Origin of the sequence: Arthrobacter sp. NPDC056886, assembly GCF_042788715.1 — a bacterium.
Classification (GTDB): Bacteria; Actinomycetota; Actinomycetes; order Actinomycetales; family Micrococcaceae; genus Arthrobacter.
Map to the genome: position 1 here is coordinate 338,634 of NZ_JBHUBT010000004.1, position 21,991 is coordinate 360,624.

The following is a 21,991-nucleotide window of genomic DNA, read 5'->3' on the forward strand; positions in this document are numbered from 1 at the left end:
TAGGGCAGCAGCTGCGTGGATCCACGCAGCTGCTGCCCTTTTTTCGGTTTATTCGGTGCGACAGCTAGGGCCTGGCGACTGCCGGCCGCCCGCCCTGGTTCCGGACGATCCGCAGCAGCCGGCGACGGTCCTTCAGGTCAACCTTGAGCATGAGCTGCCCGCGCCGGGCGAGGACAACCCCGACAGTCGCGGCGGCCAGCATCGGCACGCTCCCGGAAACCAGGACTGCGATGTGGGGGTTGGTGTGCTCGGCCAGCCAGCCCATCATCGGCCCGCCGATTGCCTGGCCGCCGATCAGCACCATGATGTACAGGCTCATGACCCGCCCGCGGATGGCCAGGTTGGAGCTGACCTGGACCAGCTGGTTGGCGGCGGTCAGGAACATCAGGCACCAGAATCCGGCCAGCACCATGGCCGCGCCGAACCACACCATCGACGGCGCCAGGGAAGCCAGGCACAGCATCAGTCCGTACATCCCGGCGCCCAGGACCACCGAACGCAGCCGCAACGCGCGCCGCCGGGCCGAAGTGATGGCGCCGGCCAGCGCACCGAGGGCCACCAAGGTGTTGAGCAGCCCGTAGCCGCCGGCACCGGCGTCGTACACGTGGTCGGCGAACGCCGCCAGCAGCACGGGCAGGCTCATCGCGAATACCGCAATGAACCCTGCCATCAGCCAGGGCCAGTAGATGGTGGGTTTGCTGAGCGCATAGTCCAGCCCTTCCCGCAGCATGCCCCGGCGCTTGGGGACCGGCGTACTGACATGCAGCTGGTCCTTGCGCAGGCTCAGGAGCATCGCGACCGTGAAGCAGCAGGCCACCGCGTTGCCGGCAAAGGCCCAGCCGGCGCCCACGGCGGTCAGCAGGATCCCGGCGATCGCCGGACCGATCAGGCCGCCAAGCTGGAAGATCGTGGAGTTCACGCTGATCGCGTTCCGCAGGTAGCGGGGGCCCACGAGTTCGTTGACGAACACCTGGCGGGCCGGCTGGTCCAGCACGGTCACGAGGCCCAGCACCAGCGCGATCGCGTAGACGTGCCCCACCTCGATCCGCTGGCTGAGTGCCAGGACGGCAAGGACCGCGGCCAGTGCGGCGGCCACCGATTGGCACAGCATAAGGATCTTCCGCTTCGGGAAGCGGTCCGCCATCATGCCGGCCCACGGGCCAAGGAACAGGGACGGCAGGAACTGCAGGGCCACGGTGACGCCGACGGCGGTGACGGAGCCGGAGAGCTGGAGCACCAGCCAGTCCTGGGCGATCCGCTGCATCCAGAGCGCGATCACGGCGACGAAGTGCCCGATGGCGAAGACGCGGAAGTTGCGGACCTTCAGCGAAATGAAGGTGTGGCGCCAGGGCAGGCGCTCGTTGACGACGGCGAGTGGTTGGGTGATGGTGTCCGGCAGGGAAGCTGTGTTCGCCTCTAGCGGCGGAGGGGGTGCCACGGAAAAGTCCTCAAAAGAGCGGGTGAGCGGGATGGACTTAACGCTAGGCTGGCCCCAAGAGATTATGGAAGCCTATTCCACGCATAACTCGCATTACGAAACGCAATGCTATGTTCGCGGCACCTGATCCGGGAGACCCCCATGTTCGAACCCGCCCAGCTCCGCTCGTTCCTGGCCGTGGCCGAAACCTTGAGTTTCACCAAGGCCGCGGAACGCCTTGGCCTGGCCCAGCCCACCGTCAGCCAGCACGTCCGCAAGCTCGAATCCGCCGCCAAGCGGGTGCTGATTGCCCGGGACACCCGGGATGTGCGTTTGACCGACAACGGGGATGCCATGGCCGGCTTCGCCCGGAGCATCCTCGCCGCGCACGACTCCGCCGCCCGGTATTTCTCCGGATCCGCCATGCGGGGGCGCCTGCGCTTCGGCACGGCCGACGACCTTGCCATCACCGGCCTGCCCCGCATCCTCCGGGAGTTCCGGCAGATCTATCCGCAGATCAACCTCGAGCTGACGGTGGGCCAGAGCGACCAGCTCTACAAGCGCCTCAACGCCGGGCAGCTGGATCTTGTTTTTGTGAAATGGGTGGCGGGGGCCAAGGACGGGACCGTGGTCCAGCAGGACGCCTTCGCCTGGGTCGGCCTGGAGCAGACCGTGCTGGATCCGGCCGACCATGTCCCGCTGATCGCCTACCCCTCCCCCAGCCTGAGCCGGAAGCTGGCGATCGATGCGCTCGAGGCCACGGGCCGCACCTGGCGGATCACCTGCACCACGCGGCAGATCAGCGGCGTGCTGGCCGCCGTCCGGGCCGGCATAGGGGTGGCGGTCATGCCGTCCTCCCTGGTGCCGGAGGACCTGAAAATCATCACCCGCCGCTTCGATCTGCCACCCGTGGGCGATGTCGATTTCACGCTCATCCGCAACCCGCTGGCCAATACCGAGGTGATCGATGCCCTCACGCAGGCGATCGTGGGCCGGACCCTAAAGCGCCCGGCCTGACGCCCGCCCTGCTGCCCGGGCGGGCCGCGTCCTTGCGGGAAATCCTTCCACGGTACTTACGCGGCGGACTACCCGGACGGGAGCAGTACTTACTTGACCATTGAACGGTGCAGGTACTTCATCTATCCTGACACTACTCAAGCTCTACCGTCCGAGGTCAAGCAGTGGCCCGCGACAACGATTCGAAATAACGAACGCTGTCCGTCGCTGATGCCGTATGGCTGACGCCGGAGCGTTCGGGATAGGCCCGCCAATGATGCCAGCCGTTAACCACCCCCGATTGCCCGCCCCTCACGCGCCCAAGGCCGCCCGTCCCGTAACCGGACCGGCGCACCCCGCAGCAGCCATACACCACACGGGCACCGTAATGCAGCACTCCAGCGCCGCTCAGCACGCAACCACCCCGGGCCACCGGGACGTTCGTCCGGCCACCCTCGCGGAGTCCGAGTACGTGGCCAGCCCGTACTGCGAGCACTGCGGCACGGACGAGTTCATCTATCTTGAGACCTTCGTCCCCGCCACGCACCGGCGGGACGGCTCGGTCAGCAAGCTCGGCGAGGTCACCTACTTCTGCTCGGGCTGCGACGACTTCTCCGCCCACGCGGTCCCCGCCTCCTGGGTGCCGCCGGGCTGGTACTTCGGCTAAGAGACCCGCCGCTTAACGCCGTCGCCGCCGTGCCGCACCTTTCGGTGCCTGCACGGCGGCGATGGCGTTTAGCACACCCGGGCTAAGCTCTTGGCAGCCTAGATCAGGGCGTCCGAGATGTGGTTGGGCGTGCCGAAACGGTGCGCCGTGATGCTGATGGCCTGCTCGTGCAGGAACGGCAGCAGTTCCACGCGTCCGGCTTCCGTGACGGGGTGGACGTACACCGCCAGGTCGGGGCGGCCGCCCGTCGCCTCGGACAGGGCCTTGGCGTCCCCGCCGATCAGCCGGATCCGGGCGCCGGAGAGCTTGCCCGCCGCGGCGAGCGTGCCGGCGGACGCGAGCCATTCGGCGTCGTTCTCAACAGTGGCAGCGATGCCGAGCCCGGACAGGACGGCGCGCAGCTGGGCGGGCAGTTCGACGGCGGTGGAGACCGTCAGATCGGACCCGGCCAGGACGCCCGCGGCGACGGTCCGCACCAGGGCGGCCAGCGGCTCGCCTTCCGAGAGGCGGACGGTGACGGGCAGCGAGCGGTAGCGGAACACGTTGCGCTCCGCGCTCAGGTCCGAGACGTCCTTCGCGATGCCGAACTCTTCGGCCCAGGCGCGGGCGTCGGAGGCGAGCGCGCGCTGCAGCGGTGCGAGTTCGGCGGCCGTCAGGAAGCCCTTGGCCGCGTCCTCGATCCGGCGGACGCCGGAGTGGGCGGGAGCGGCGCCCGTCGTGCCGGCGGCGGTGCTGGGCTTGCTGACCCATTCGCCGAGGCCGACGAGGTAGTTCGGCCCGCCGGCCTTGGTGCCGGTGCCGACGGCGGACTTCTTCCAGCCACCGAACGGCTGGCGCTGGACGATCGCGCCGGTGATGCCGCGGTTGATGTAGAGGTTGCCGGCCTGGATGGTGTCCAGCCAGGTCCCCAGCTCTTCGCTGTTCAGGGAGTGCAGGCCCGCGGTGAGGCCGTATTCGATCTGGTTCTGGATCGCGATGGCCTCCTCGAGCGTCTCCGCGGTCATCACGCCGAGGACGGGGCCGAAGAATTCGGTGAGGTGGAAGTACGATCCGCGGCGGACGCCTGAGCGCACGCCCGGGCTCCAGAGCTTGCCCGTATTATCGAGCTTCCGCGGCTCCACGGCCCAGGTCTCGCCCTCGCCCAGGGTGGTGAGGGCGTTCAGCAGCTTGCCCTTGGCGGGCTCGATGATCGGGCCCATCTGGCTCATCGGATCCTCCGGGTAGCCGACCTTCAGTGAGGTCACGGCGTCGATCAGCTGGTTGTGGAAGCGCTTCGATTTCGCCACGGAGCCGACGAGGATCACCAGCGAGGCGGCGGAGCACTTCTGGCCGGCGTGGCCGAAGGCGGAGTACGCGACGTCCTTGGCCGCGAGGTCCAGGTCCGCGCTGGGGGTGACGATGATGGCGTTCTTGCCGCTGGTCTCGGCCAGCAGGGGCAGGTCGTTGCGGAAGGAGCGGAAGAGCTCGGCGGTCTCGTAGCCGCCGGTCAGGATGACGCGGTCCACGGCCGGGTGGGAAATCAGCTGCTGGCCCAGTTCCCGCTCGCCCAGCTGGACCATGGTGAGGACGTCGCGGGGAACGCCGGCCTCCCAGAGGGCCTCGATCATGACGGCGCCGCTGCGGCGGGCCTGCTTGGCGGGCTTGATCACGACGGCGGAGCCGGCGGCGAGGGCCGCGAGGGTGGAGCCGGCCGGGATGGCGACCGGGAAGTTCCACGGCGGCGTGACGACGGTGAGTTTGGCCGGGACGAAGGTGGCGCCGTCGACGTCGTCGAGCTTGCGGGCGGACTCTGCGTAATAGTGCGCGAAGTCCACTGCCTCGCTGACCTCGGGATCGCCCTGGTCGATCGTCTTGCCGGTCTCGCTGGCCATGACCTCGAGGAGGTCGGCGCGGCGGGCCTCGAGGATGTCGCCGGCGCGGTGCAGGATGTCGGCGCGCTCGGCGCCGGAGAGCGCACCCCAGGCCTTGCCCTTCTCGACGGCGGTCTCGATAACCGTGTTCAGCGTCGCGGCATCGTTGATCGTGGCGGCCTCGACGGCGGCGTTGCCCAGTGTCGACGTCGCCACGCGGCCCAGGATGGCCCGGCCCCAGTCGCGGTTGGCGGGCAGCGACGGATCGGTGTCCGGGGTGTTCTCGAACGAGTCGTGCGGCAGCGGCGCGGCCGGGAGGGCACGGTTCTGCAGGCGGTTCGGGGCCGGGACCTCGTCGTCGAGCTTGGCGAGCGAGGCGAGGAAGCGCTGCTTCTCCCGCTCGAAGAGGGATTCGTTCTCGCTGAGTTCGAACACGGCGGACATGAAGTTGTCCTGGCTGGCGCCCTCTTCGAGGCGGCGGATCAGGTAGGCGATCGCGACGTCGAACTCGGCGGGGTGCACCACCGGGGTGTAAAGCAGGAGGGAGCCGACGTCTTTCTTGACGGCTTCGGCCTGGCCCTGGGCCATGCCGAGGAGCATCTCGAATTCGATACTCTGCTGTGCGGTATCCGCGATGCCGCGCTGCTTGGCCAGGAGCCAGGCGAAGGCGATGTCGAAGAGGTTGTGTCCGGCGACGCCGATCCGGATGTTCCGGATCCGGTCCGGGTGCAGCGAGTAGTTGATGACGCGCTTGTAGTTGGTGTCCGAGTCCTGCTTGGTGCCCCACGTGGCGAGCGGCCAGTCGTGCAGGGAGGCTTCGACCTGCTCCATGGGCAGGTTGGCGCCCTTGACGACGCGGACCTTGATGGCGGCGCCGCCGTCGGCGCGCCGGGCGGCGGCCCAGTCCTGCAGGCGGATCATGGCGGACAGGGCATCCGGGAGGTAGGCCTGGAGCACGATGCCGGCCTCGAGGTTCTTGAATTCGGGCTTGTCCAGGATCCGGGTGAAGACCGCGATGGTCATGTCCAGGTCCTTGTATTCCTCCATGTCCAGGTTGATGAACTTGGCTTTGGAGAAGGAGGCGGCGCGGGCGAAGAGCGGGGTGAGCTTCTCCACGACGTGCTCCACGGCCTCATCGAAGGCCCACGCGGAGTGCGGGGCCACCGTGGAGGAGACCTTGATCGAGACGTAATCGACGTCGGGCCGGGAGAGCAGGGTGTGCGTGCCCTCGAGCCGGCGGGAGGCCTCGTGCTCGCCGAGCACCGCCTCGCCAAGGAGGTTGACGTTGAGCTTGATGCCGTCTTTGCGGATCTTGGCGATGGCCGGGCCCAGCTTGGCGTCGGTGGCGTCGACAATGAGGTGGCCGACCATTTCGCGCAGCACCCGGCGGGCAACCGGGATGACCACCTGGGGCAGGACCGGGGCCATGGTGCCGCCGAGGCGGACCGCGCTGCGCATGTACCAGGGCAGGAAGGCGGGGACCTTCGGGGCCAGGGCGGCGAGGTTGCGGGCGGCGACCTGCAGGTCTTCGGGACGGACGACGCCGTCGACGAACCCGACCGTGAAGTCCAGGCCGTTGGGGTCCTTCAGGACCCCGGCAAGCTGCTCGGCCGAGGCGTCGACGGGCACCTTCGCGGCTTCGGTGAGCCAGTGGCGCACCAGCGCGATGGTGTCCTCGGCGAGGGCTGCGGCCTCGAGGACCGTGGAGCCTTCCGAAACGGCGGCGTGCGCGGCTTCGTTGCCTGCGGCGCTGCCTGCTGCGTTGCCGGTGGTTGCGCCGGGCTCCGTGGAGATGTTGGTCATGGCTGGAACTCGCTCTTTTCTCAAGATGTGGACCTCTTATGAATCAGTATGCAACCGGATTTTCATAAGATAAAGCGAAGTTTTCTGAGCAATACCGGTTAGAAAATCCGAGGCTTCGTTTTCCCGGCCGAACGTTAAAAACCCGTTGCGCTATCACTCTTGGCCCTTAAAACCTTGGAATGGGAACCAGGAGTGATAGCGCAACGGGGAGGTGGGTGTGGTTACGGGAGGGGCCGGTGCATTTCCACGATCTCCTCGTGCCGCGGGCTGTCCGGGTTCATCAGCGAGTTCTTGCGGCCGTAGGTGAAGTAGATGGTCAGGCCGATTACGAGCCAGATGCCGAACCGCAGCCAGGTCTCCCAGTGCAGCTGGAACATCAGGAACAGCGAGGAAAACACACCGAACGCCGGAACCAGGGGCATCAGCGGCAGGCGGAAGGTCCGCGGGGCGTCGGGCTTCTTGTAGCGGAACACGATCACCGACACGCAGACGACGACGAACGCGGCCAGGATGCCGATGTTGGTCAGGTCCGCCACGGCCTTGATCGGGAGGATGCCGGCCAGGATGGCCGACCCGACACCGGCGATCCACGTCACGCGCTGCGGCGTGCCGTGCCGGTCCGTCTTCGAGAACCAGCCCGGCAGCAGGCCGTCGCGGCTCATCGCGAACCAGACGCGGGTGACACCGAGGAGGAAGGTGAGCATCACGGTGAGGATGGACAGGACCGCGAACACGGAGATGATCGTCGCGATCACCGGCAGCCCGACGCTGTTGAAGGCGGAGGCAAAACCGGCCTTGGGGTCGATCTCGGTGAAGTTCTGCATGCCGGTGAGCACCAGGGTGGCAGCAACGTAGAGCAGCATGGCGATGATCAGCGAGAGGATGATCGCCTTCGGCATGTGCTTCTTGCCGTCCGTCGCCTCCTCCGCCGCGGTACTCATGGCATCGTAGCCGAACACTGCGAAGAACACCGTGGCGGAGCCAGCCACCACGGGACCGAAGCCGCTGGGGAAGAACGGGTTGTAGTTGTTGGTGTTGATGTAGAAGATGCCCAAACCGATGATGAACAGGATCAGGAACACCTTGATACCGACGGCAATGAGCTCGAAGCGCCCAAAGGTCTTGGTGCCGCGGGAGAGGATCCAGGTCACCAGCAGGCATACAAGGATCGCCGGAAGGTTGATGATGCCGCCAGTGCCCTCATCGGGCGTCGCCGTCATCCAGACCGGCATATGGATTCCGATGCCGGAGAGGGCGGCATCGAAGTAGCCCGAAATGCCGATGGCCACCACGGCCACGATGGCGATGTATTCCAGCAGCAGGTCCCAGCCGATAAACCAGCCGATGATCTCGCCGAGGGCAACGTAGCCGTAGGTGTAGGCCGAGCCTGCCCGCGGGATCATGCCGGCAAACTCGGCGTAGGACAGCGCCGCAGCGGCGGATGCCAGGCCGGCGATCAGGAACGAGATGAGCACGGCCGGGCCGACTCCGGGCTCGGTCTCGCTGCCGTGGGCCACGAGGCCGGCCAGGGAGAAGATGCCGACGCCGATAATGCCGCCGACGCCGATGGCCGTCAGCTGCCACAGGCCAAGGCTCCGGTGCAATCCGCTGTGTTTGTTTTCTTCTTCGATGTCGTCGATGGGCTTGCGCCGCATGATCGACTGTGCCAAATCCTGTGTAGCCATCAGGGCCCTCCTGCTTGGGTGTGATGCCCATCAATACACCCTGTGATGGGCCTTACCGAGTGACAACAGTATGCAAGCCCGATTGCATTAGATAAAGTGAATTCTCTTAATGAATAACCATCAGAATTCACAAAGGAATAGCGATGCTCGACGTCCGGCGTTTGCGACTGTTGCGCGAACTGAAGATCCGGGGCACCTTGGCCGAAGTGGCCGAGGCGCTCCAGTACAGCCCGTCGTCAGTCTCGCAGCAGCTGGCCCTCCTTGAGAAGGAGGCCGGGGTGGAGCTCCTGCGCAAGACCGGGCGGCGCGTGCAGCTGACCCCGCAGGCCGAAGTCCTGGTGGCCCACACCTCTCAGCTCCTGGAGACCCTGGAGCAGGCGGAGGCGGACCTGGCCGCGTCGCTGACCACGGTCACCGGTACCGTGCGGATTGCGGTCTTCCAGTCCGCCGCGCTGGCACTCATGCCGGACGCCCTGACCAGGATGGCCTCCAGCTACCCGGAAGTCCGGGTGGAAATGACCCAGCGGGAACCGGAAACAGCGCTTCACGAGACCTGGGCCCGCGACTTCGACCTCGTGATCGCCGAGCAGTACCCCGGCCATGCCGCCCCGCACTACGCCGAACTGGACCGCGTGGCCCTGACCCGCGACGCCATCCGGCTCGCCGTTCCACCCGCTTCGCCCGGGCGCGGCGCCATCAGGACGCTGACCGACACCGCGGGGCTGCCCTGGGTGATGGAACCGCGCGGAGCGGCCTCCCGGCACTGGGCCGAGCAGGCCTGCAGGAGCGCCGGCTTTGAGCCCGACGTCCGCTTTGAAACCGCCGACCTTCAGGCCCAGATCCGGCTGATCGAATCGGGAAATGCGGTGGCCCTGATGCCCGACCTCGTGTGGACCGGCCGCGGCACCAGCGCGCAACTCCTGGACCTGCCCGGTGATCCGCACCGGACAGTGTTCACCTCGGTGCGGCGGTCCAGTGCCAGGCGGCCGGCCCTGCTGGCAGCCCGCGAAATCCTCGCGTTGACGGCCGCATCAATCGTGCCCGCAGCGGCGGCCGGCGCCCTTGACCCAGCCCCCGTGCACCGGCCCGCGTGATTGCAGCCCTCCGCGGATCGGCCTGCGCGGCAGGCCCGCTGCGTGTGCGGTGGGCCACAGCGCGCGCGGCGGCCCCGCGCTAGACTGGTGGCGTTATGAATCGCACAATATTCAAATCCAAGATCCACCGCGCGACGGTCACGCACGCGGACCTTCACTATGTCGGTTCCGTCACCGTGGACCTGGATCTGTTGGAGGCGGCCGACATCCTTCCCGGGGAACTGGTGGCGATTGTCGACGTCACGAACGGCGCCCGGCTCGAGACCTACACGATTGCCGGCGAGCGCGGTTCCGGCGTGATCGGCATCAACGGCGCCGCCGCCCACCTGATGCACGAGAACGACATCGTCATCCTCATTACCTACGCCCAGATGACCACGGAAGAGGCGAAGGCGTACAACCCCAAGGTGGTCCACGTTGATCAGGACAACAAGATTGTCCAGATCGGCAACGACCCCGCGGAGGGCATGACGCCCGGCCTCATGCGCCCGCCGCACTCGCTGAATAACGCCGCGCTGAACTAGCGGCACCAGCCCGCCCCCGTCTGCCGGGTCCAGCGGCAGGCGTGCGCAGGGGCGCGGCAGCACGCCGTCGGGCGTAATAGGACGGTCTGCGGAATAAAGCTGATTACTCTGGAACGGTGTCCTTTACCCGCCGCCCTCCCGCTCCGCTGCAGAGAACCGCGTGTTAGGGGTACTGGCAGGCTTCTTCGTCGTCTGGGTCATCATCCTGGTCGGCATGTTCGTGGGCCGGCGCAACATTCTGGGCGAGAACGCCCGCTCCGTCCTCAGCGCCCTGACGTTCTTCGTCGCGAGCCCCGCCCTGCTCTTCGAGACGCTCAGCAAGGCCAATCTGCATAGCGTCTTTGCCGCGCCGTTGCTCGTGACGGCGGTGGGGGCCGTCATAACGGCGGTCCTGTTCTTTGGCATTGTGCGGTTCGCGCTCAGGCGGCCGGTACCCGAGGCCCTCATTTCCTCCATGAGCGCGTCCCTGGCCAACTCGGCCAACCTCGGCATCCCCATCGCCGTGTTCGTGCTCGGCGATGCCAGTTACGTTGCGCCCCTGCTCATCTTCCAGCTGGCCTTCTTCACTCCCCTGTTCCTCATGGCCTTGGACGCCACCACCAGCTCTCACCGCACCACGCCGCTGAGGTTCGTGCTCATGATCCTGCGGAACCCGATGATCGTCGGCACCGGACTGGGTCTGTTGGTTGCCGGAACCGGCTGGCAGGTACCGCCGCTGATCATGGAGCCCATCCACCTGATCGGCGGGGCGGCCATCCCGGCCATGCTGATCGCCTTCGGCATGAGCCTGAACAACTCCGCGCCGTTGCAGGCGGCCGCCGGACGCCGGCTGGACACCCTGCTGGCGAGCTTCTTCAAACTGATCGTCCATCCGCTGGTGGCGTACCTGTTTGCCCGCTTTGTCCTCGGCATGCAGGAGCAGGCGCTGTTCGCCGCGGTGGTCACAGCTGCCCTGCCCACCGCCCAAAACGTGTTTGTCGCGGCCAGCCGCTACCGCACCGGCGTCACAGTAGCCAAGGACACCGTGCTGATCACTACGGTGGTAGCTGTCCCTGCCATGATCGGCGTTGCCCTGCTGCTGGCCTGACCGTATCTGGTCATGCCCGGGCGGGCGGGACAGCACCAAACTTCGGAGGAGGACTCTTGAAAGCAACCCTGGACACAGTGGTCATTGGCGGCGGCGCGATGGGCTCCGCAACCGCCTGGGCGCTGGCCCGGCGCGGCCGGGAGGTGACCCTGCTGGAGCAATTCGGGCCCGGCCACCATAACGGCGCCTCCCATGGCACAACCCGGAACTTCAACCCCGGCTATGCGGATCCGGACTACGTTGCCATGCTGGCCGAGGCGGCGCGGCTGTGGAGCGAGCTGGAAGCGGACTCCGGCGAGCGGCTGCTGGCGCGCACCGGCGTGGTGAACCACGGCGCCGACCCGCGGCTGCCCGAGGTCCGTAACGCGCTGCTCGCCGCGGGGCTCCGGGCCGAGTTCCTCTCCGCCGCGGAGGCCGGCGAGCGCTGGCGGGGCATCCGGTTCGACCAGCGTGTGCTGCACATGGCGGACGGCGGCCAGTTGAATCCGGATGCCGCGCTGCCGGCCCTCCAGCGCCTCGCCGCCGGCCTCGGTGCCGAGATCCGCCACCATGTGAAGGTCCTCGAGCTGAAGGTGCTCGACGACGGCGTCCGGCTCACGCTCGAGGCCGGGGGCCGCACCGAGACGCTCTCCGCCAGGCAGGCCGTGGTCACCGCGGGCGGCTGGACCACGAAGTTGCTGGCCGGCGTGGCGCCGCTGCCCCGGCTGACGGTCACACAGGAACAGCCCGCACACTTCGCCATCACGGACCACGGCGCCCAGTGGCCGGGGTTCAACCACACGCCCGGCCACGGAGAGGCGTACGCCTACTGGCGCTCGCCCGTCTACGGCATGCAAACGCCGGGCGAGGGGATCAAGGCCGGCTGGCACGGCGTGGGTCCGGTGATGGATCCGGACCGGCGGACCTTCGCTCCGGAACCCGAACAGCGGGCGGCCCTGCAGCGGTACGCCCGGGACTGGCTGCCCGGGGTCGACGCCGACTCCCTCACCGACATCAGCTGCACCTACACCACCACCGTGGATGAGAACTTTGTCCTGGACCGGATCGGCCCGGTGGTGATCGGCGCCGGCTTCTCGGGGCACGGATTCAAGTTCACGCCGGTGGTTGGCAGGATCCTGGCCGACCTCGCAACCGGCGACGGCGGGGCGCCGGCCATCTTCTCGGCGTCCCGGCCGGGGATCCGCTGACGTCCGCAGGGCACCAGCAATCTGTTCGGTCCGTCCGGTTCCGTCTGCAGCGACGCGGCGTCCCGTTGCGTTGCCGGGTGCGCCGGTAGGCTGGGACCGGTCTTAAGCCGCCCCGCGGATAGCAGGGGCAACAGCATGAAGTAGGGAAGAATTGCTCAGCACGCGATCAGGCAGCGCCCAATCCAACGGCGCCCAATCCAGTAACACCACGCAGCCAGACAGCACTCATTACAAGGGCTCCCGCAGCCGGAAGATCGGCGCGGTGGACTGGATCGCGGCCGGGCTGGCAGGGCTGCTGCTAATTTCCGCCCCGGCCTGCGCCAGCCCCGGGACGGCGCCGGCCGCCGCCCCGACCGCCGTCGCGATCTCGCCCGCCACCGTGTCCGGATCCGGCACGGACAGCGCCCCGCCGGATCCGGACACCACGCCCGGTGCCGATGTTCCCGGCGCCGGCTCCCCGCACCAGCAGCCAGCCGTTGCGAGCAAAGCCCGCGAGGTGCTGGCGACACTGCCCGTCAAGGGCCGCGCACCAAAGACGGGCTATTCGCGCGAGCAGTTCGGCCCGGCCTGGTCCGACGTTGACCACAACGGCTGCGATACCCGCAATGACATGCTCCGCCGCGACCTCAAGGCCCTCACGCTCAGGCCCGGGACGCGGGACTGCGTGGTGCTCTCCGGCGTCCTGGCCGACCCCTACACGGCCACCGCCATCAACTTCCGGCGCGGCAACGCGACCAGCACCGCGGTCCAGATCGATCACGTTGTGGCCCTCAGCGACGCCTGGCAGAAGGGTGCGCAGAAGCTCAGTCCGGCGCAGCGGCTGTCCTTCGCCAACGATCCCCTGAACCTGCTAGCGGTGGACGGCCCGGCCAACCAAAGCAAGAGCGACGGCGACGCCGCCACCTGGCTGCCGCCGAACAAGTCCTACCGCTGCACCTACGTCGCCCGCCAGATTTCAGTGAAGTCCAGCTACGGGCTCTGGGTGACCCAGGCCGAGCACGACGCCATGGCCCGGGTCCTCGCGGACTGCCCGAATGCCCTGGCCCCGACCACCCGGCCGGCATCCGCGCCTGCGCAGGCCGCGCAGGCACCACCCGCACGGCAGCCCGCCGCGGCGCCTGCGGCTGTGCCCGCGCCCGCCCCGGCGCAGCCGCAGATGGCCCCCGCACCCGCGCCTGCGCCTGCGGCAAGAACCTACGCGAACTGCACCGCGGTCCGCGCAGCCGGCGCGGCGCCCATCCACGTCGGCCAGCCGGGGTACAGCCGGACGCTGGACCGCGACGGCGACGGCGTCGGCTGCGAGTAGCGGCAGGCCCTGCTTCAGTGTGTGGACTGGCGGTCAGCTCCTCTGGTGGTCGTGCAGGAGCCGGGCGCAGCGGATGAAGCCCAGGTGCGAATACGCCTGGGGATGGTTGCCCAGATGGGTTTCCGTGCCGGGATCGTATTCCTCGGGCAGCAGCCCCGTAGGGCCGAACAGGTTCACTAGCTGGTCGAAGAGGTCCCAGGCCTCCTCGATCCGGCCGACGGCGATGTAGGCCTCGATCAGCCACGTGGTGCAGATGTGGAAGCCGCCCTCCAAGCCCGGCAGGCCGTCGTCGTACCGGTAGCGGAAAACGGTGGGCCCCACCCGCAGTTCCCGTTCCACCGCCGTGACAGTTGCCAGGAAACGGGGGTCGTTGACATCCAGCAGGCCGGAGAGACCGATGTGCAGCACAGCTGCATCCAGGTCCGGGCTGTCGTACGCCACGGTGTAGGAATACGCCGACTCGTCCCAGCCTTCGCGCAGGACTTCCTGCCGGATTTCCGCCGCTGTGGGCTCCCAGTCCGGCAGCGGTTCCCGGCCATGCCGGGCGGCCGTGCGCAGCGCCCGGTCCAGCGCGACCCAGCACATCACTTTCGTGTAGACGTGGTGCCGCGGCGCCCGCCGGGCCTCCCAGATGCCGTGGTCCGCTTCATGCCAGCGGGCCAACACGGCCGCGGCCATCTGCACCAGCAATTCCCAGTGATCGTCGGAGAGCACGCCCTGGCGGCCGCTGAGAGCGTGAATCAGTTCGGCAACCGGGCCAAACACGTCCAGCTGCACCTGGTGGTCGGCAGCATTCCCGATCCGGACCGGGCGCGATCCCGCGTAGCCGGGCAGGCTCTCGATGATCGCCTCGGTGGACAGCGGGGCCCCGGTCACCGAGTACAGCGGATGCAGCCACTCCGGGCCCGGGGCGTGGGCCAGGATCCGGCCCAGCCAGGCCAGGAAGCCCTCTGCCTCGGCGGTGGAGCCAAGGTCCACGAGGGCGTTGACGGTCATGGAGCCGTCCCGCAGCCAGCAGTATCGGTAGTCCCAGTTGCGCGTGCCGCCGATTCCCTCCGGCAGTGAGGTGGTGGGCGCGGCCAGCACTGCGCCGGTGGGTTCGTGGACCAGGGCCCGCAGCACCAGCGCGGACCGGCGGACCAGCGAGGGCTTCACGCCCGGCAGTTGCAGCTCGTGGACCCAGCGCCGGGAATGATGGGCGACGGCGGCGCGGCGCCCGGTCTCGTCGTCCGGCACCGCCGGCTGCGGTTCTGTGTCGCCGCAGCGCAGGTTCAGGACCACCGGCCCGTCCCGCAAATCGACATCGCCTGTGGCGGTGGCATGCCGGCCGTCCGAGGTGATGGAAAAGGCCACTCCGGGCGCCCGAAGGGTGATGGGATCCGCGGTTCCCACGACATGCAGTTCCGTCCCGCGCGCCTCCATGCTGAACGGCGCATTCGCGTAGTCCGGCCGCGGCGCGAACACGATTCTCGCCGTGCCGGTGCCGGAGAGCACACGGACCAGGCTGGTGATGCCTTCGGGGGCCGGCTCCAGGTAATCCGTCACGGTGACGTCGGCCCAGCGGGTTTCGACGATCATGGTGCTGTCCACATAGCGCTGGCCAAGGACCTGGGAGGACTTCACCGGTTCCACGGAGAAGTGGCCGGCCGCGTCGCCGCCGAGGAGATGGGCAAACAGCGACCCCGAGTCCGGCCGCGGGTGGCTCATCCAGCAGATCTTCGCGTCCGGCGTGATCAGGGCGGTTGAGGAGCCATTACCGATCATGGAGTGCCGTTCCAGCCCCACAGCGTCCTCGCCGAAAAGCCACGCCCGCCGCAGTTCGAACAGGATCGCCAGGACCCGGGCGAACGATTCCGTGTCCCGGAGCCTGTGGTTCGCCACGCTGGGCCCCTCCCCCACGCGCAACGCCATGTCCGGCCCGCGCAGCGTCGCCATGGCCAGCTCATCGCTGGACGCGTCGCCGGCGTAGAGTGCGGCACTGGCGCCGAGCACGGAGCGCAGGTGCTCCATAGCCGCGGCCTTAGAGGGCTGGACGACCGAAAGGTCCAGCACCGAGCCGTCCACGATGAAGTGCAGCCCGTTGTCCTGGGCGATGCGCGATGCCTGCCGCGTGGCCTCGTCAACGATGTCCGGCGCCGCTGACCGTGTATGGACGGAGACCGCGACGGGCTTGCGTTCGATGCTGATGCCCCGGTACGCGCCGACCGTTTCGGCGAGCGCCTGATGAGTCTGCTGGAGCACGGACTCCGTGGCCAGCGAGAGGGTGTGGGCATAGCCCATGTCGAACTCGGCACCGTGCGAGCCCACCAGATGCACCTCGGCGGGCAGCCGTGAGACGGCGGCAAGGTCGCGGAGGGAGCGGCCGGAAATGACGGCGGTGTGTGTATTGGGCAAGGCGGCGAGCGCGCGGAGGGCGATCGCCGCACTGGCCAGCGGCAGGGTCTCGGTCGAGATCCCCTCCGCCGCGCAGAGGGTTCCGCCATAGTTGCACGCCACCAGCAGCCCGGGGGTGCGGGCCAGGATCTTGAGCTCAGCCAGCAACTGGGGCGTCAGCCCGTCGTCGGCGGCGTCAGTCTGAACGAAGGCCCGGAGCAGGCCCAGCGGGAGGGATTTGGTCAGGAGGGCAGAGTCGGCCAAGGACTGGTTGAGCGGAGTGGGCATGTGCGGAGTCCTTCGAATATTCCCCAATGCCTGCATGAGAATCGTCCTCGGAAGGGCGTAGTTCCAGTATCCTCCTGGCACAGTTTCGCCCGGGTGTCCCGGCGGTTGCAGGTATGTAACGTCTGCAGGCCGCCGGGAACAGGAAGTGGGCGCTAGCTGCGGTCGGCGCGGTAGAAGTACATCTCCCGGGACCCCTTGGGAGCATCCCAGCCCTGGGCAAACACCCAGCTTCCGCCGAACTTGAGCAGCCCTCCCCACGCCAGCGAGCCACCCTTGTGGACCGCTTTCTGCGTGAAGGGCTGGCTGATGTCATACAGCGCCTGAGCCGCGGAGAACTGGCCGTTGGCGTCGCCATAGAAGAAGTCCAGGACCATCTCGGTCCGGTCGCCGTCGCTGACGATTGCACAGGCCACTTCGTGCAGTGAGCCGCCCAGCGGTTCAAGGTCCAGGTAGTCCTGCGGCTCAAACGTCCAGTTCACCATGTCGGAGGACCGTCCAACGTGGGTGGTCCCGCCGCAGCCCTCAGACAGATACATCAGGTAGTCGCCGCCAATCTTGACGGCTTCGCCGCGGGAGTTGCGCGGGATGACGGCCCCCTTGGCCCAGTAACGCGAAATCTCGTGGGGGACGGCCAGGCCGAGCTTTTCCCAATGGATCAGGTCATCTGACACTGCGACATTGATGTCGCAACCAACATCGCCCAGGGGATACGTTTCGGAATTCTGGCCGGCCGGCTGATCGCTGTGATCGATCGTCCAGATACCGTTGTAGAACATGTAGTACCGGCCATTGGCCCCGTACACTTTGGGATCCTCGCAGCCGAGGATCTCATTGTCCATGGTGGGGTAGATCACCGGATTGGACGGGTTGTCCTGCCACCCGGTTTGGGGATCGAGGACGGCAACGCCGATGCGGCTGGAGACTGATTCCTTGCGCGGAGAGGCCCGGTAGAAAAGGTAGAGCTTGCCGTCCCGCTCCATGATGGACGGATTGAAGATCGAATCCGCCGTCCAGCGGATGCCGGTGGGGTCGTCCCAGTCCTGGACTTGCCGGAAGGTCAGGGAGTCGTCCTTGCGGAACGGGCCCACAGCCCATTCCGGGCGCTCAGGGTACTCGGCGGAGAATTGATCGGTGGAGATGGTATCGGTCAGCGGGTTGCTGAACGTGAGCGCTCCCTCGTAGGTCTCGAGCAGTGCCTGGGTGGTGATTTTCTGCATGGGGTCTTCCTGTTCTCCAATTGCATGCCACGCCGCCGGGACCGGGGTCCGCGGTGACTGGGGACGGCGGCGGTCCTAGTTGGTGGCGGGAATCCGGTCCAGCTTGGCGACGCCGATCTTCGAATCTGCCATGCCGTAGAACACGAACAGCTGCTCGCCGATTTTCTCGATCGCGGTCGGGAACACAACGTTGGGCACGATTCCGGACATCTCGTCCTCGGTTTCGGGCGCCAGGAGCGGCTTGTCGCTGCGGGCGATCACCTTGGAGGGGTCATCGGCGTCGAGGATCATCGCGGCCGCGGTGTAGTTGACGTTCTGCTGGTGGTCGAACGCGGACTTCGCGAGTTCGCCGGAGACGCCGTGATGGATCAGCAGCCAGCCTTCGTCCACGCGGATCGGGGCGGGGCCGCCGCCGATCTTCAGTTCCTCGAACGGGAACTCGCTCAGCGCGACGAGCCGGTGCTTGGCCATGTGCACGAGGTTGCTGATGTCCTTTTCGACGTCCGCGACCGAAACGTAGGAGATCCAGATGCCGGGGCGGTTGTCGGTGACGCCGGCCGGCAGGTGCTCGCCTTCACCCTCGCGGATCCAGCCAAGGTCCCACATCGGGCGGTGCAGCATCGCGTAGGAGGGCACGCCGTCGGGGTCGTTGACCGGCTCCGGGAAGAACACGGCGTCCTTGTTCGGGAACAGGTTCAGGTCCATCGACAGATCGGCCTGGTAGCCGAAGAGGCACGGGCCCAGGCGTTCCCAGTTGCGCAGGTCCTCGGAGTAGGCGAAGGCCAGGCGCGGACCCAGCGGGCCGTAGGCGACGTAGGTCATCAGGTGCTTGCCGAGGCTCGGCACCCAGGTGGTGCGGGGGTCCTCGGTGCCGGCGTTGTTCAGGCCGCGTTCCCAGCCCTCGTCGGGGGCCAGGACGATGCCCTGGCGTTCGACGCCGGTGGGGACGCCGTCTTCGATGACCACCTTGGCCAGTCCCACGCGGGAGACGTTGCCCTTGGCGACCAGGCGCGGCAGGAGGTAGAGCTCGCCGTCGAGACCGCGGCCGCTGGCCGGGTTGAGCACACCCTCGGCCTCAAATTCGTTGCCCGGTTCCGGGGTCATGATGACACCGGCGCGAGTGAGGGTGAACGGGACTGTGGGGAGTGCTGAAGTCTGGGGGGAGGTCATAGATTAACCCTTTACGCTGGATCCGATATTGGTGGAAATGAACTGACGCTGGAAGAAGATGAAGAGTGCGACGGCGGGGGCTGCGAGGACGCAGGCGCCGGCCAGGATGGCGCCGAACGGGTTGGACGCCGTTGCGGAGATGTTGGAGATGTAGTTCGCCAGCGAGACGGCGAGCGGCTGGATGGACTGGTCCTTGGTCACGAGGAACGGCCAGAGGAACTCGTTCCACGGCCCGATGAAGGTCAGCAGGACCGCCGTGACAATCGCGGGCTTCACCAGCGGGATGGCGATCTGCCACAGGATCCGCAGTTCGGAGGCGCCGTCGATCCTGGCCGCCTCGAAGAGCGTGGAGGGCAGCTGCATGAAGTACTGGCGGAAGACGAACACGGCCGTGGAGTTGATCGCGAAGGGCAGGATCATGCCCAGGTACGAGTCCGCCAGGCCGTAGTCCCGCACGATCATCACGTAGAGCGGGATCAGCAGCAGCTGGAACGGGATCATCTGCACGAGCAGCATCATGCCGAACACCAGCCCCTTGCCGCGGAAGTGCATCTGCGCCAGGGCGTAGCCCACGAGCAGGCCGAAGACCACGGTGAAGAAGATGACGCCGCCGGTGAAGATGCCTGAGTTGACCAGGCCCTGGAGCAGGTTGATGGAGTTGTTGATGTTCGCGTAGTTCTCGCCGGTGAGGTTCGCCGGGTTGGGGAACGCCCCGGCCACCGAGGTGTCCGGTGAGGTCTGGAGCGAGCCGATGAACATGTAGTAGAACGGGAAGAGGAAGACGAACGCGCCCAGGGCCAGCAGCACGAAACTGCCGAGGCCGAGGCTCCTGCGCTTCTCGACGCCGGAGGCGCCTGACGCCTGCTTTCTGGTGGGGCTGCTGCCGGGCTTGCCGGCGGGGGTGCCGGGGCGGCGTGCGCCGCGCTGGTTGCTGTTGTTGCCCCCGCTGTTCTCGTCGTTGGGCGCAGCTGCCTTGTTGAGAATTGACATGTCAGTCCTCCTTCCCGCCCACGAGGCGTTTCTGGATCAGGGCAATCAGCAGCACGCCGATCACCAGCACCACACCGAGTGCGGCAGCCAGATCGGGATTCCCCTGCAGGATGCCCATCTGGTACATCAGGAACACCGGTGAGGTGGAGGCCCCGTCCGGGCCGCCGCCGCCGGTGAGCAGGTACGGTTCCGTGAACAGGTTGGCGCCGGTGATGGTGGCCAGCAGGGTCACCAGCACGCTGGCCGAACGGACGCCGGGAACGGTGATGTTCCAGAACTGCACCCATTTGTTGCCGCCGTCCACCGAGGCGGACTCGTACAGCTCCTCCGGGATGTTCTGCAGCGCGGCCAGGTACAGCAGGATGAAGAATCCCAGCTGCTTCCAGGTCACGAACAGCGCTACGGTGGGCATCGCGAGCCAGGAGTTCACAAGCCACGAGGGGTTCGGCGCCAGCGGCCCGAGGACCGAGTTGACCAGGCCGTTCTGCTGGAACAGGAACAGCCAGACGCCGACGACGGCGACGCTCGCGGTGACGTACGGGACGTAGTAGCTGACCCGGAAGAAGGTCTTGAGCTTGGTCACGCGGTTCAGGGCGTTGGCCAGGACCAGGGACAGGACCACGGTCAGCGGGACGTTGATGAGCAGGAAGATCCCGATGTTGGCGAAGGAACGCTGCACGGCGGGGTCCGTGAGGACCGTGATGTAGTTCTCCAGGCCCACGAACGGGCGGTCCACCTTGACCTTCGGCGCGGTGAAGAAGAAGTCGTGGAAGGAAATGTAGACGGCATAGCCAAGCGGAAACGCCAGCACGCCCAGGACGTAGATGACGTAGGGGGCACTGAACAGCAGGCCCAAGGGCTGGCGGCCCAGGACATTCTTCCGCTTCCTGGCCGCCGGCCGCCGGTCACCTGGCCCCCGGCCCCCTACCCGGGGGGCGCTGTCCCCCGTGCCGGGGGCGCCTTCAGCTGAGCGAAGTGACATGGAGATTCACCCGCTACTTCTGGGCTGCCAGTTGGTTGATCTTCTCGGCAGAGGCCTTGAATGCGGCGTCGACGCTTTCGTTGCCGAAGATCACGGACTTGGCGTAGGCGGTGCGGAAGGTCTGCCAGACCTCAACCGAGTTGGATACGTTGGGCACCTCGACGGTGTGGCCGGCCTGCTCCGCGAACTGCTTGTAGAGGGGGTTCTTGGCGAAGTAGTCCGCGTAGGTGGCCGGGAGGTCCTTGCGCATCGGCATCTGGCCGGTGTCTGCCAGGAGCTTGCCGTCCTGTTCCTTGCTGGTGGCGAACTTCATGACTTCCCATGCCGTGCCCTGGTTCTCGCAGGCAGAGTACATCGCGACGTTCTTCGCGTCCGAGAACGTGGAGCCTTCAGTCTGGGCCTGCGCGGCCGGCACCGGCACGGCACCCCAGTTGACCTTGTCCTTGTAGGCGGCGATGGCCCACGGCCCGGCCAGCGACATGGCCGCCTTGCCCTCGGCGAAGGAGTCGCCCTGGTAGACCTCCTTTGAGGCCAGGTTTTCCTTGTACAGGGTCTGGAACATGGTGGCTACCTGCTTGCCCTGGTCGCTGTCGAAGGTGGCCTTGCCATCCTTGACCAGCGGCGCGCCCCCGGAGTTCGCGGCGTAGAACGGGTAAAAGTCGAACCAGGACTGGAAGAAGTCGCTGGCAGGGGACGGCCAGACGGCGTTGGCCGCGGCTCCGGACTTCACCAGGGTGCGGGCGGTGTCCAGGAATTCGGCCTGTGTGCCGAGCTTGGGGTTCGCGGCGTCCAGTCCGGCCTTGGTGAAGAGGTCCTTGTTGTAGAACAGGACCACGGGGTTGGACTTCCAGGGCAGCTGGTACATCTTGCCGTCGCCGGACTTGTACTGGTCGGCGAGGTCGCCGGTGCGATCCTTGATGTACTGGTCGCCGTCGGGGAAGGAATCCAGCGCGACGAGTCCGCCCTGCTTCTGGAACTGGGGAACGGCGACGGGAGCGGTGTTGAAGACCAGGCAGGGGGCATTGCCGGCGGTGATGGCCGCACCGATGACTTCCTCGGAGCTCTTGCCGGCCGGGATCTGCTGGGCATCGATCTTCTGGTCCGGGTGGGCGGAGTTCCACGACTCCACCATGGCCTTGCCCCACTTGACCTCGAACTCGTTGTTGGAGTACCAGATCTTGATGGGACCCTTGGCCGTCGTGGCCGAATCGGCGGTGCCGCCGCTGGCGCCGCCGCCGCAGCCGGCCAGGCCCGCTCCCATGATGGTCAGTGCGGCCACGGACAAAACTCGCGTGGCAATTGAAAAGCGCTTCATTGCGTCTCCTTGGGAGGGGTTTTTCTGACGGTGCAGGCCA

General features: G+C 67.2%; 16 protein-coding genes. 7 read left to right on the forward strand and 9 right to left on the reverse strand.

Going from position 1 to position 21,991, the window contains the following annotated elements; all coding sequences use genetic code 11:
• Nucleotides 1-64: 64 nt before the first annotated feature.
• Complete coding sequence (locus tag ACFRJ8_RS09710) at nt 65-1,438, reverse strand: MFS transporter (protein ID WP_377985897.1); 1,374 nt, start codon at nt 1,436-1,438, stop codon at nt 65-67.
• 141 nt (nt 1,439-1,579) lie between these two features.
• Here ACFRJ8_RS09710 and ACFRJ8_RS09715 point away from each other — a divergent pair, with 141 nt between their 5' ends.
• Both ACFRJ8_RS09715 and ACFRJ8_RS09720 read left to right on the forward strand, forming a co-directional pair.
• Nucleotides 1,580-2,434 carry a LysR substrate-binding domain-containing protein gene (locus tag ACFRJ8_RS09715; RefSeq protein ID WP_277527205.1) on the forward strand — a complete coding sequence of 285 codons (855 nt, stop codon included), beginning with the start codon at nt 1,580-1,582 and terminating at the stop codon, nt 2,432-2,434.
• A gap of 367 nt (nt 2,435-2,801) precedes the next feature.
• A complete protein-coding gene (locus tag ACFRJ8_RS09720) occupies nt 2,802-3,080 on the forward strand; it encodes a hypothetical protein (RefSeq protein WP_377985898.1) in 279 nt (92 codons plus the stop codon).
• A 98-nt stretch (nt 3,081-3,178) separates the two neighbouring features.
• Here the strand turns inward: ACFRJ8_RS09720 and ACFRJ8_RS09725 are convergent, their stop codons facing one another.
• On the reverse strand, nt 3,179-6,733 hold the full coding sequence (locus ACFRJ8_RS09725) for a bifunctional proline dehydrogenase/L-glutamate gamma-semialdehyde dehydrogenase (RefSeq protein WP_377985899.1): 3,555 nt from the start codon (nt 6,731-6,733) through the stop codon (nt 3,179-3,181).
• Between the two features lie 221 nt (nt 6,734-6,954).
• Nucleotides 6,955-8,418, reverse strand: coding sequence for an amino acid permease (locus tag ACFRJ8_RS09730; RefSeq protein ID WP_377985900.1), 1,464 nt, complete (start codon nt 8,416-8,418; stop codon nt 6,955-6,957).
• Between the two features lie 143 nt (nt 8,419-8,561).
• Here ACFRJ8_RS09730 and ACFRJ8_RS09735 point away from each other — a divergent pair, with 143 nt between their 5' ends.
• From ACFRJ8_RS09735 to ACFRJ8_RS09755, 5 genes are all read left to right on the forward strand, one after another.
• Complete coding sequence (locus ACFRJ8_RS09735; protein ID WP_377985901.1) at nt 8,562-9,512, forward strand: LysR family transcriptional regulator; 951 nt, start codon at nt 8,562-8,564, stop codon at nt 9,510-9,512.
• 95 nt (nt 9,513-9,607) lie between these two features.
• On the forward strand, nt 9,608-10,036 hold the full coding sequence (gene panD / locus ACFRJ8_RS09740) for an aspartate 1-decarboxylase (RefSeq protein ID WP_028275366.1): 429 nt from the start codon (nt 9,608-9,610) through the stop codon (nt 10,034-10,036).
• 160 nt (nt 10,037-10,196) lie between these two features.
• Nucleotides 10,197-11,123: an AEC family transporter gene (locus ACFRJ8_RS09745; protein WP_377985902.1), complete on the forward strand. Its 927-nt coding sequence runs from the start codon at nt 10,197-10,199 to the stop codon at nt 11,121-11,123.
• 56 nt (nt 11,124-11,179) lie between these two features.
• The gene (locus tag ACFRJ8_RS09750) at nt 11,180-12,310 is read left to right on the forward strand and encodes an FAD-dependent oxidoreductase (RefSeq protein ID WP_377985903.1); all 1,131 of its coding nucleotides are present in this window, start codon (nt 11,180-11,182) and stop codon (nt 12,308-12,310) included.
• A 151-nt stretch (nt 12,311-12,461) separates the two neighbouring features.
• Nucleotides 12,462-13,616: a DUF1524 domain-containing protein gene (locus tag ACFRJ8_RS09755; RefSeq protein WP_377985904.1), complete on the forward strand. Its 1,155-nt coding sequence runs from the start codon at nt 12,462-12,464 to the stop codon at nt 13,614-13,616.
• 33 nt (nt 13,617-13,649) lie between these two features.
• Here the strand turns inward: ACFRJ8_RS09755 and ACFRJ8_RS09760 are convergent, their stop codons facing one another.
• The 6 genes from ACFRJ8_RS09760 to ACFRJ8_RS09785 form a co-directional block, all read right to left on the reverse strand.
• Nucleotides 13,650-16,277 carry a trehalase-like domain-containing protein gene (locus ACFRJ8_RS09760; RefSeq protein WP_377985905.1) on the reverse strand — a complete coding sequence of 876 codons (2,628 nt, stop codon included), beginning with the start codon at nt 16,275-16,277 and terminating at the stop codon, nt 13,650-13,652.
• 152 nt (nt 16,278-16,429) lie between these two features.
• Nucleotides 16,430-17,494, reverse strand: coding sequence for a hypothetical protein (locus tag ACFRJ8_RS09765; RefSeq protein WP_377985906.1), 1,065 nt, complete (start codon nt 17,492-17,494; stop codon nt 16,430-16,432).
• 75 nt (nt 17,495-17,569) lie between these two features.
• Nucleotides 17,570-18,664, reverse strand: coding sequence for a glycosidase (locus ACFRJ8_RS09770; protein ID WP_377985907.1), 1,095 nt, complete (start codon nt 18,662-18,664; stop codon nt 17,570-17,572).
• Nucleotides 18,665-18,667: 3 nt separating this feature from the next.
• On the reverse strand, nt 18,668-19,654 hold the full coding sequence (locus ACFRJ8_RS09775) for a carbohydrate ABC transporter permease (protein WP_377985908.1): 987 nt from the start codon (nt 19,652-19,654) through the stop codon (nt 18,668-18,670).
• Between the two features lies 1 nt (nt 19,655).
• Nucleotides 19,656-20,636 carry a carbohydrate ABC transporter permease gene (locus ACFRJ8_RS09780; RefSeq protein WP_377985909.1) on the reverse strand — a complete coding sequence of 327 codons (981 nt, stop codon included), beginning with the start codon at nt 20,634-20,636 and terminating at the stop codon, nt 19,656-19,658.
• Between the two features lie 13 nt (nt 20,637-20,649).
• Nucleotides 20,650-21,951: an ABC transporter substrate-binding protein gene (locus ACFRJ8_RS09785; RefSeq protein ID WP_377985910.1), complete on the reverse strand. Its 1,302-nt coding sequence runs from the start codon at nt 21,949-21,951 to the stop codon at nt 20,650-20,652.
• Nucleotides 21,952-21,991 lie beyond the last annotated feature (40 nt).

What these genes read in the sequence shown, in the direction of transcription:
- ACFRJ8_RS09715 (WP_277527205.1), top strand. Translation starts at nt 1,580, where the DNA reads ATGTTCGAACCCGCCCAGCTCCGCTCGTTCCTGGCCGTGGCCGAAACC.
- ACFRJ8_RS09720 (WP_377985898.1), top strand. Translation starts at nt 2,802, where the DNA reads ATGCAGCACTCCAGCGCCGCTCAGCACGCAACCACCCCGGGCCACCGG.
- ACFRJ8_RS09725 (WP_377985899.1), bottom strand. Translation starts at nt 6,733, where the DNA reads ATGACCAACATCTCCACGGAGCCCGGCGCAACCACCGGCAACGCAGCA.
- ACFRJ8_RS09730 (WP_377985900.1), bottom strand. Translation starts at nt 8,418, where the DNA reads ATGGCTACACAGGATTTGGCACAGTCGATCATGCGGCGCAAGCCCATC.
- ACFRJ8_RS09735 (WP_377985901.1), top strand. Translation starts at nt 8,562, where the DNA reads ATGCTCGACGTCCGGCGTTTGCGACTGTTGCGCGAACTGAAGATCCGG.
- panD (WP_028275366.1), top strand. Translation starts at nt 9,608, where the DNA reads ATGAATCGCACAATATTCAAATCCAAGATCCACCGCGCGACGGTCACG.
- ACFRJ8_RS09760 (WP_377985905.1), bottom strand. Translation starts at nt 16,277, where the DNA reads ATGCCCACTCCGCTCAACCAGTCCTTGGCCGACTCTGCCCTCCTGACC.
- ACFRJ8_RS09765 (WP_377985906.1), bottom strand. Translation starts at nt 17,494, where the DNA reads ATGCAGAAAATCACCACCCAGGCACTGCTCGAGACCTACGAGGGAGCG.
- ACFRJ8_RS09770 (WP_377985907.1), bottom strand. Translation starts at nt 18,664, where the DNA reads ATGACCTCCCCCCAGACTTCAGCACTCCCCACAGTCCCGTTCACCCTC.
- ACFRJ8_RS09775 (WP_377985908.1), bottom strand. Translation starts at nt 19,654, where the DNA reads ATGTCAATTCTCAACAAGGCAGCTGCGCCCAACGACGAGAACAGCGGG.
- ACFRJ8_RS09780 (WP_377985909.1), bottom strand. Translation starts at nt 20,636, where the DNA reads ATGTCACTTCGCTCAGCTGAAGGCGCCCCCGGCACGGGGGACAGCGCC.
- ACFRJ8_RS09785 (WP_377985910.1), bottom strand. Translation starts at nt 21,951, where the DNA reads ATGAAGCGCTTTTCAATTGCCACGCGAGTTTTGTCCGTGGCCGCACTG.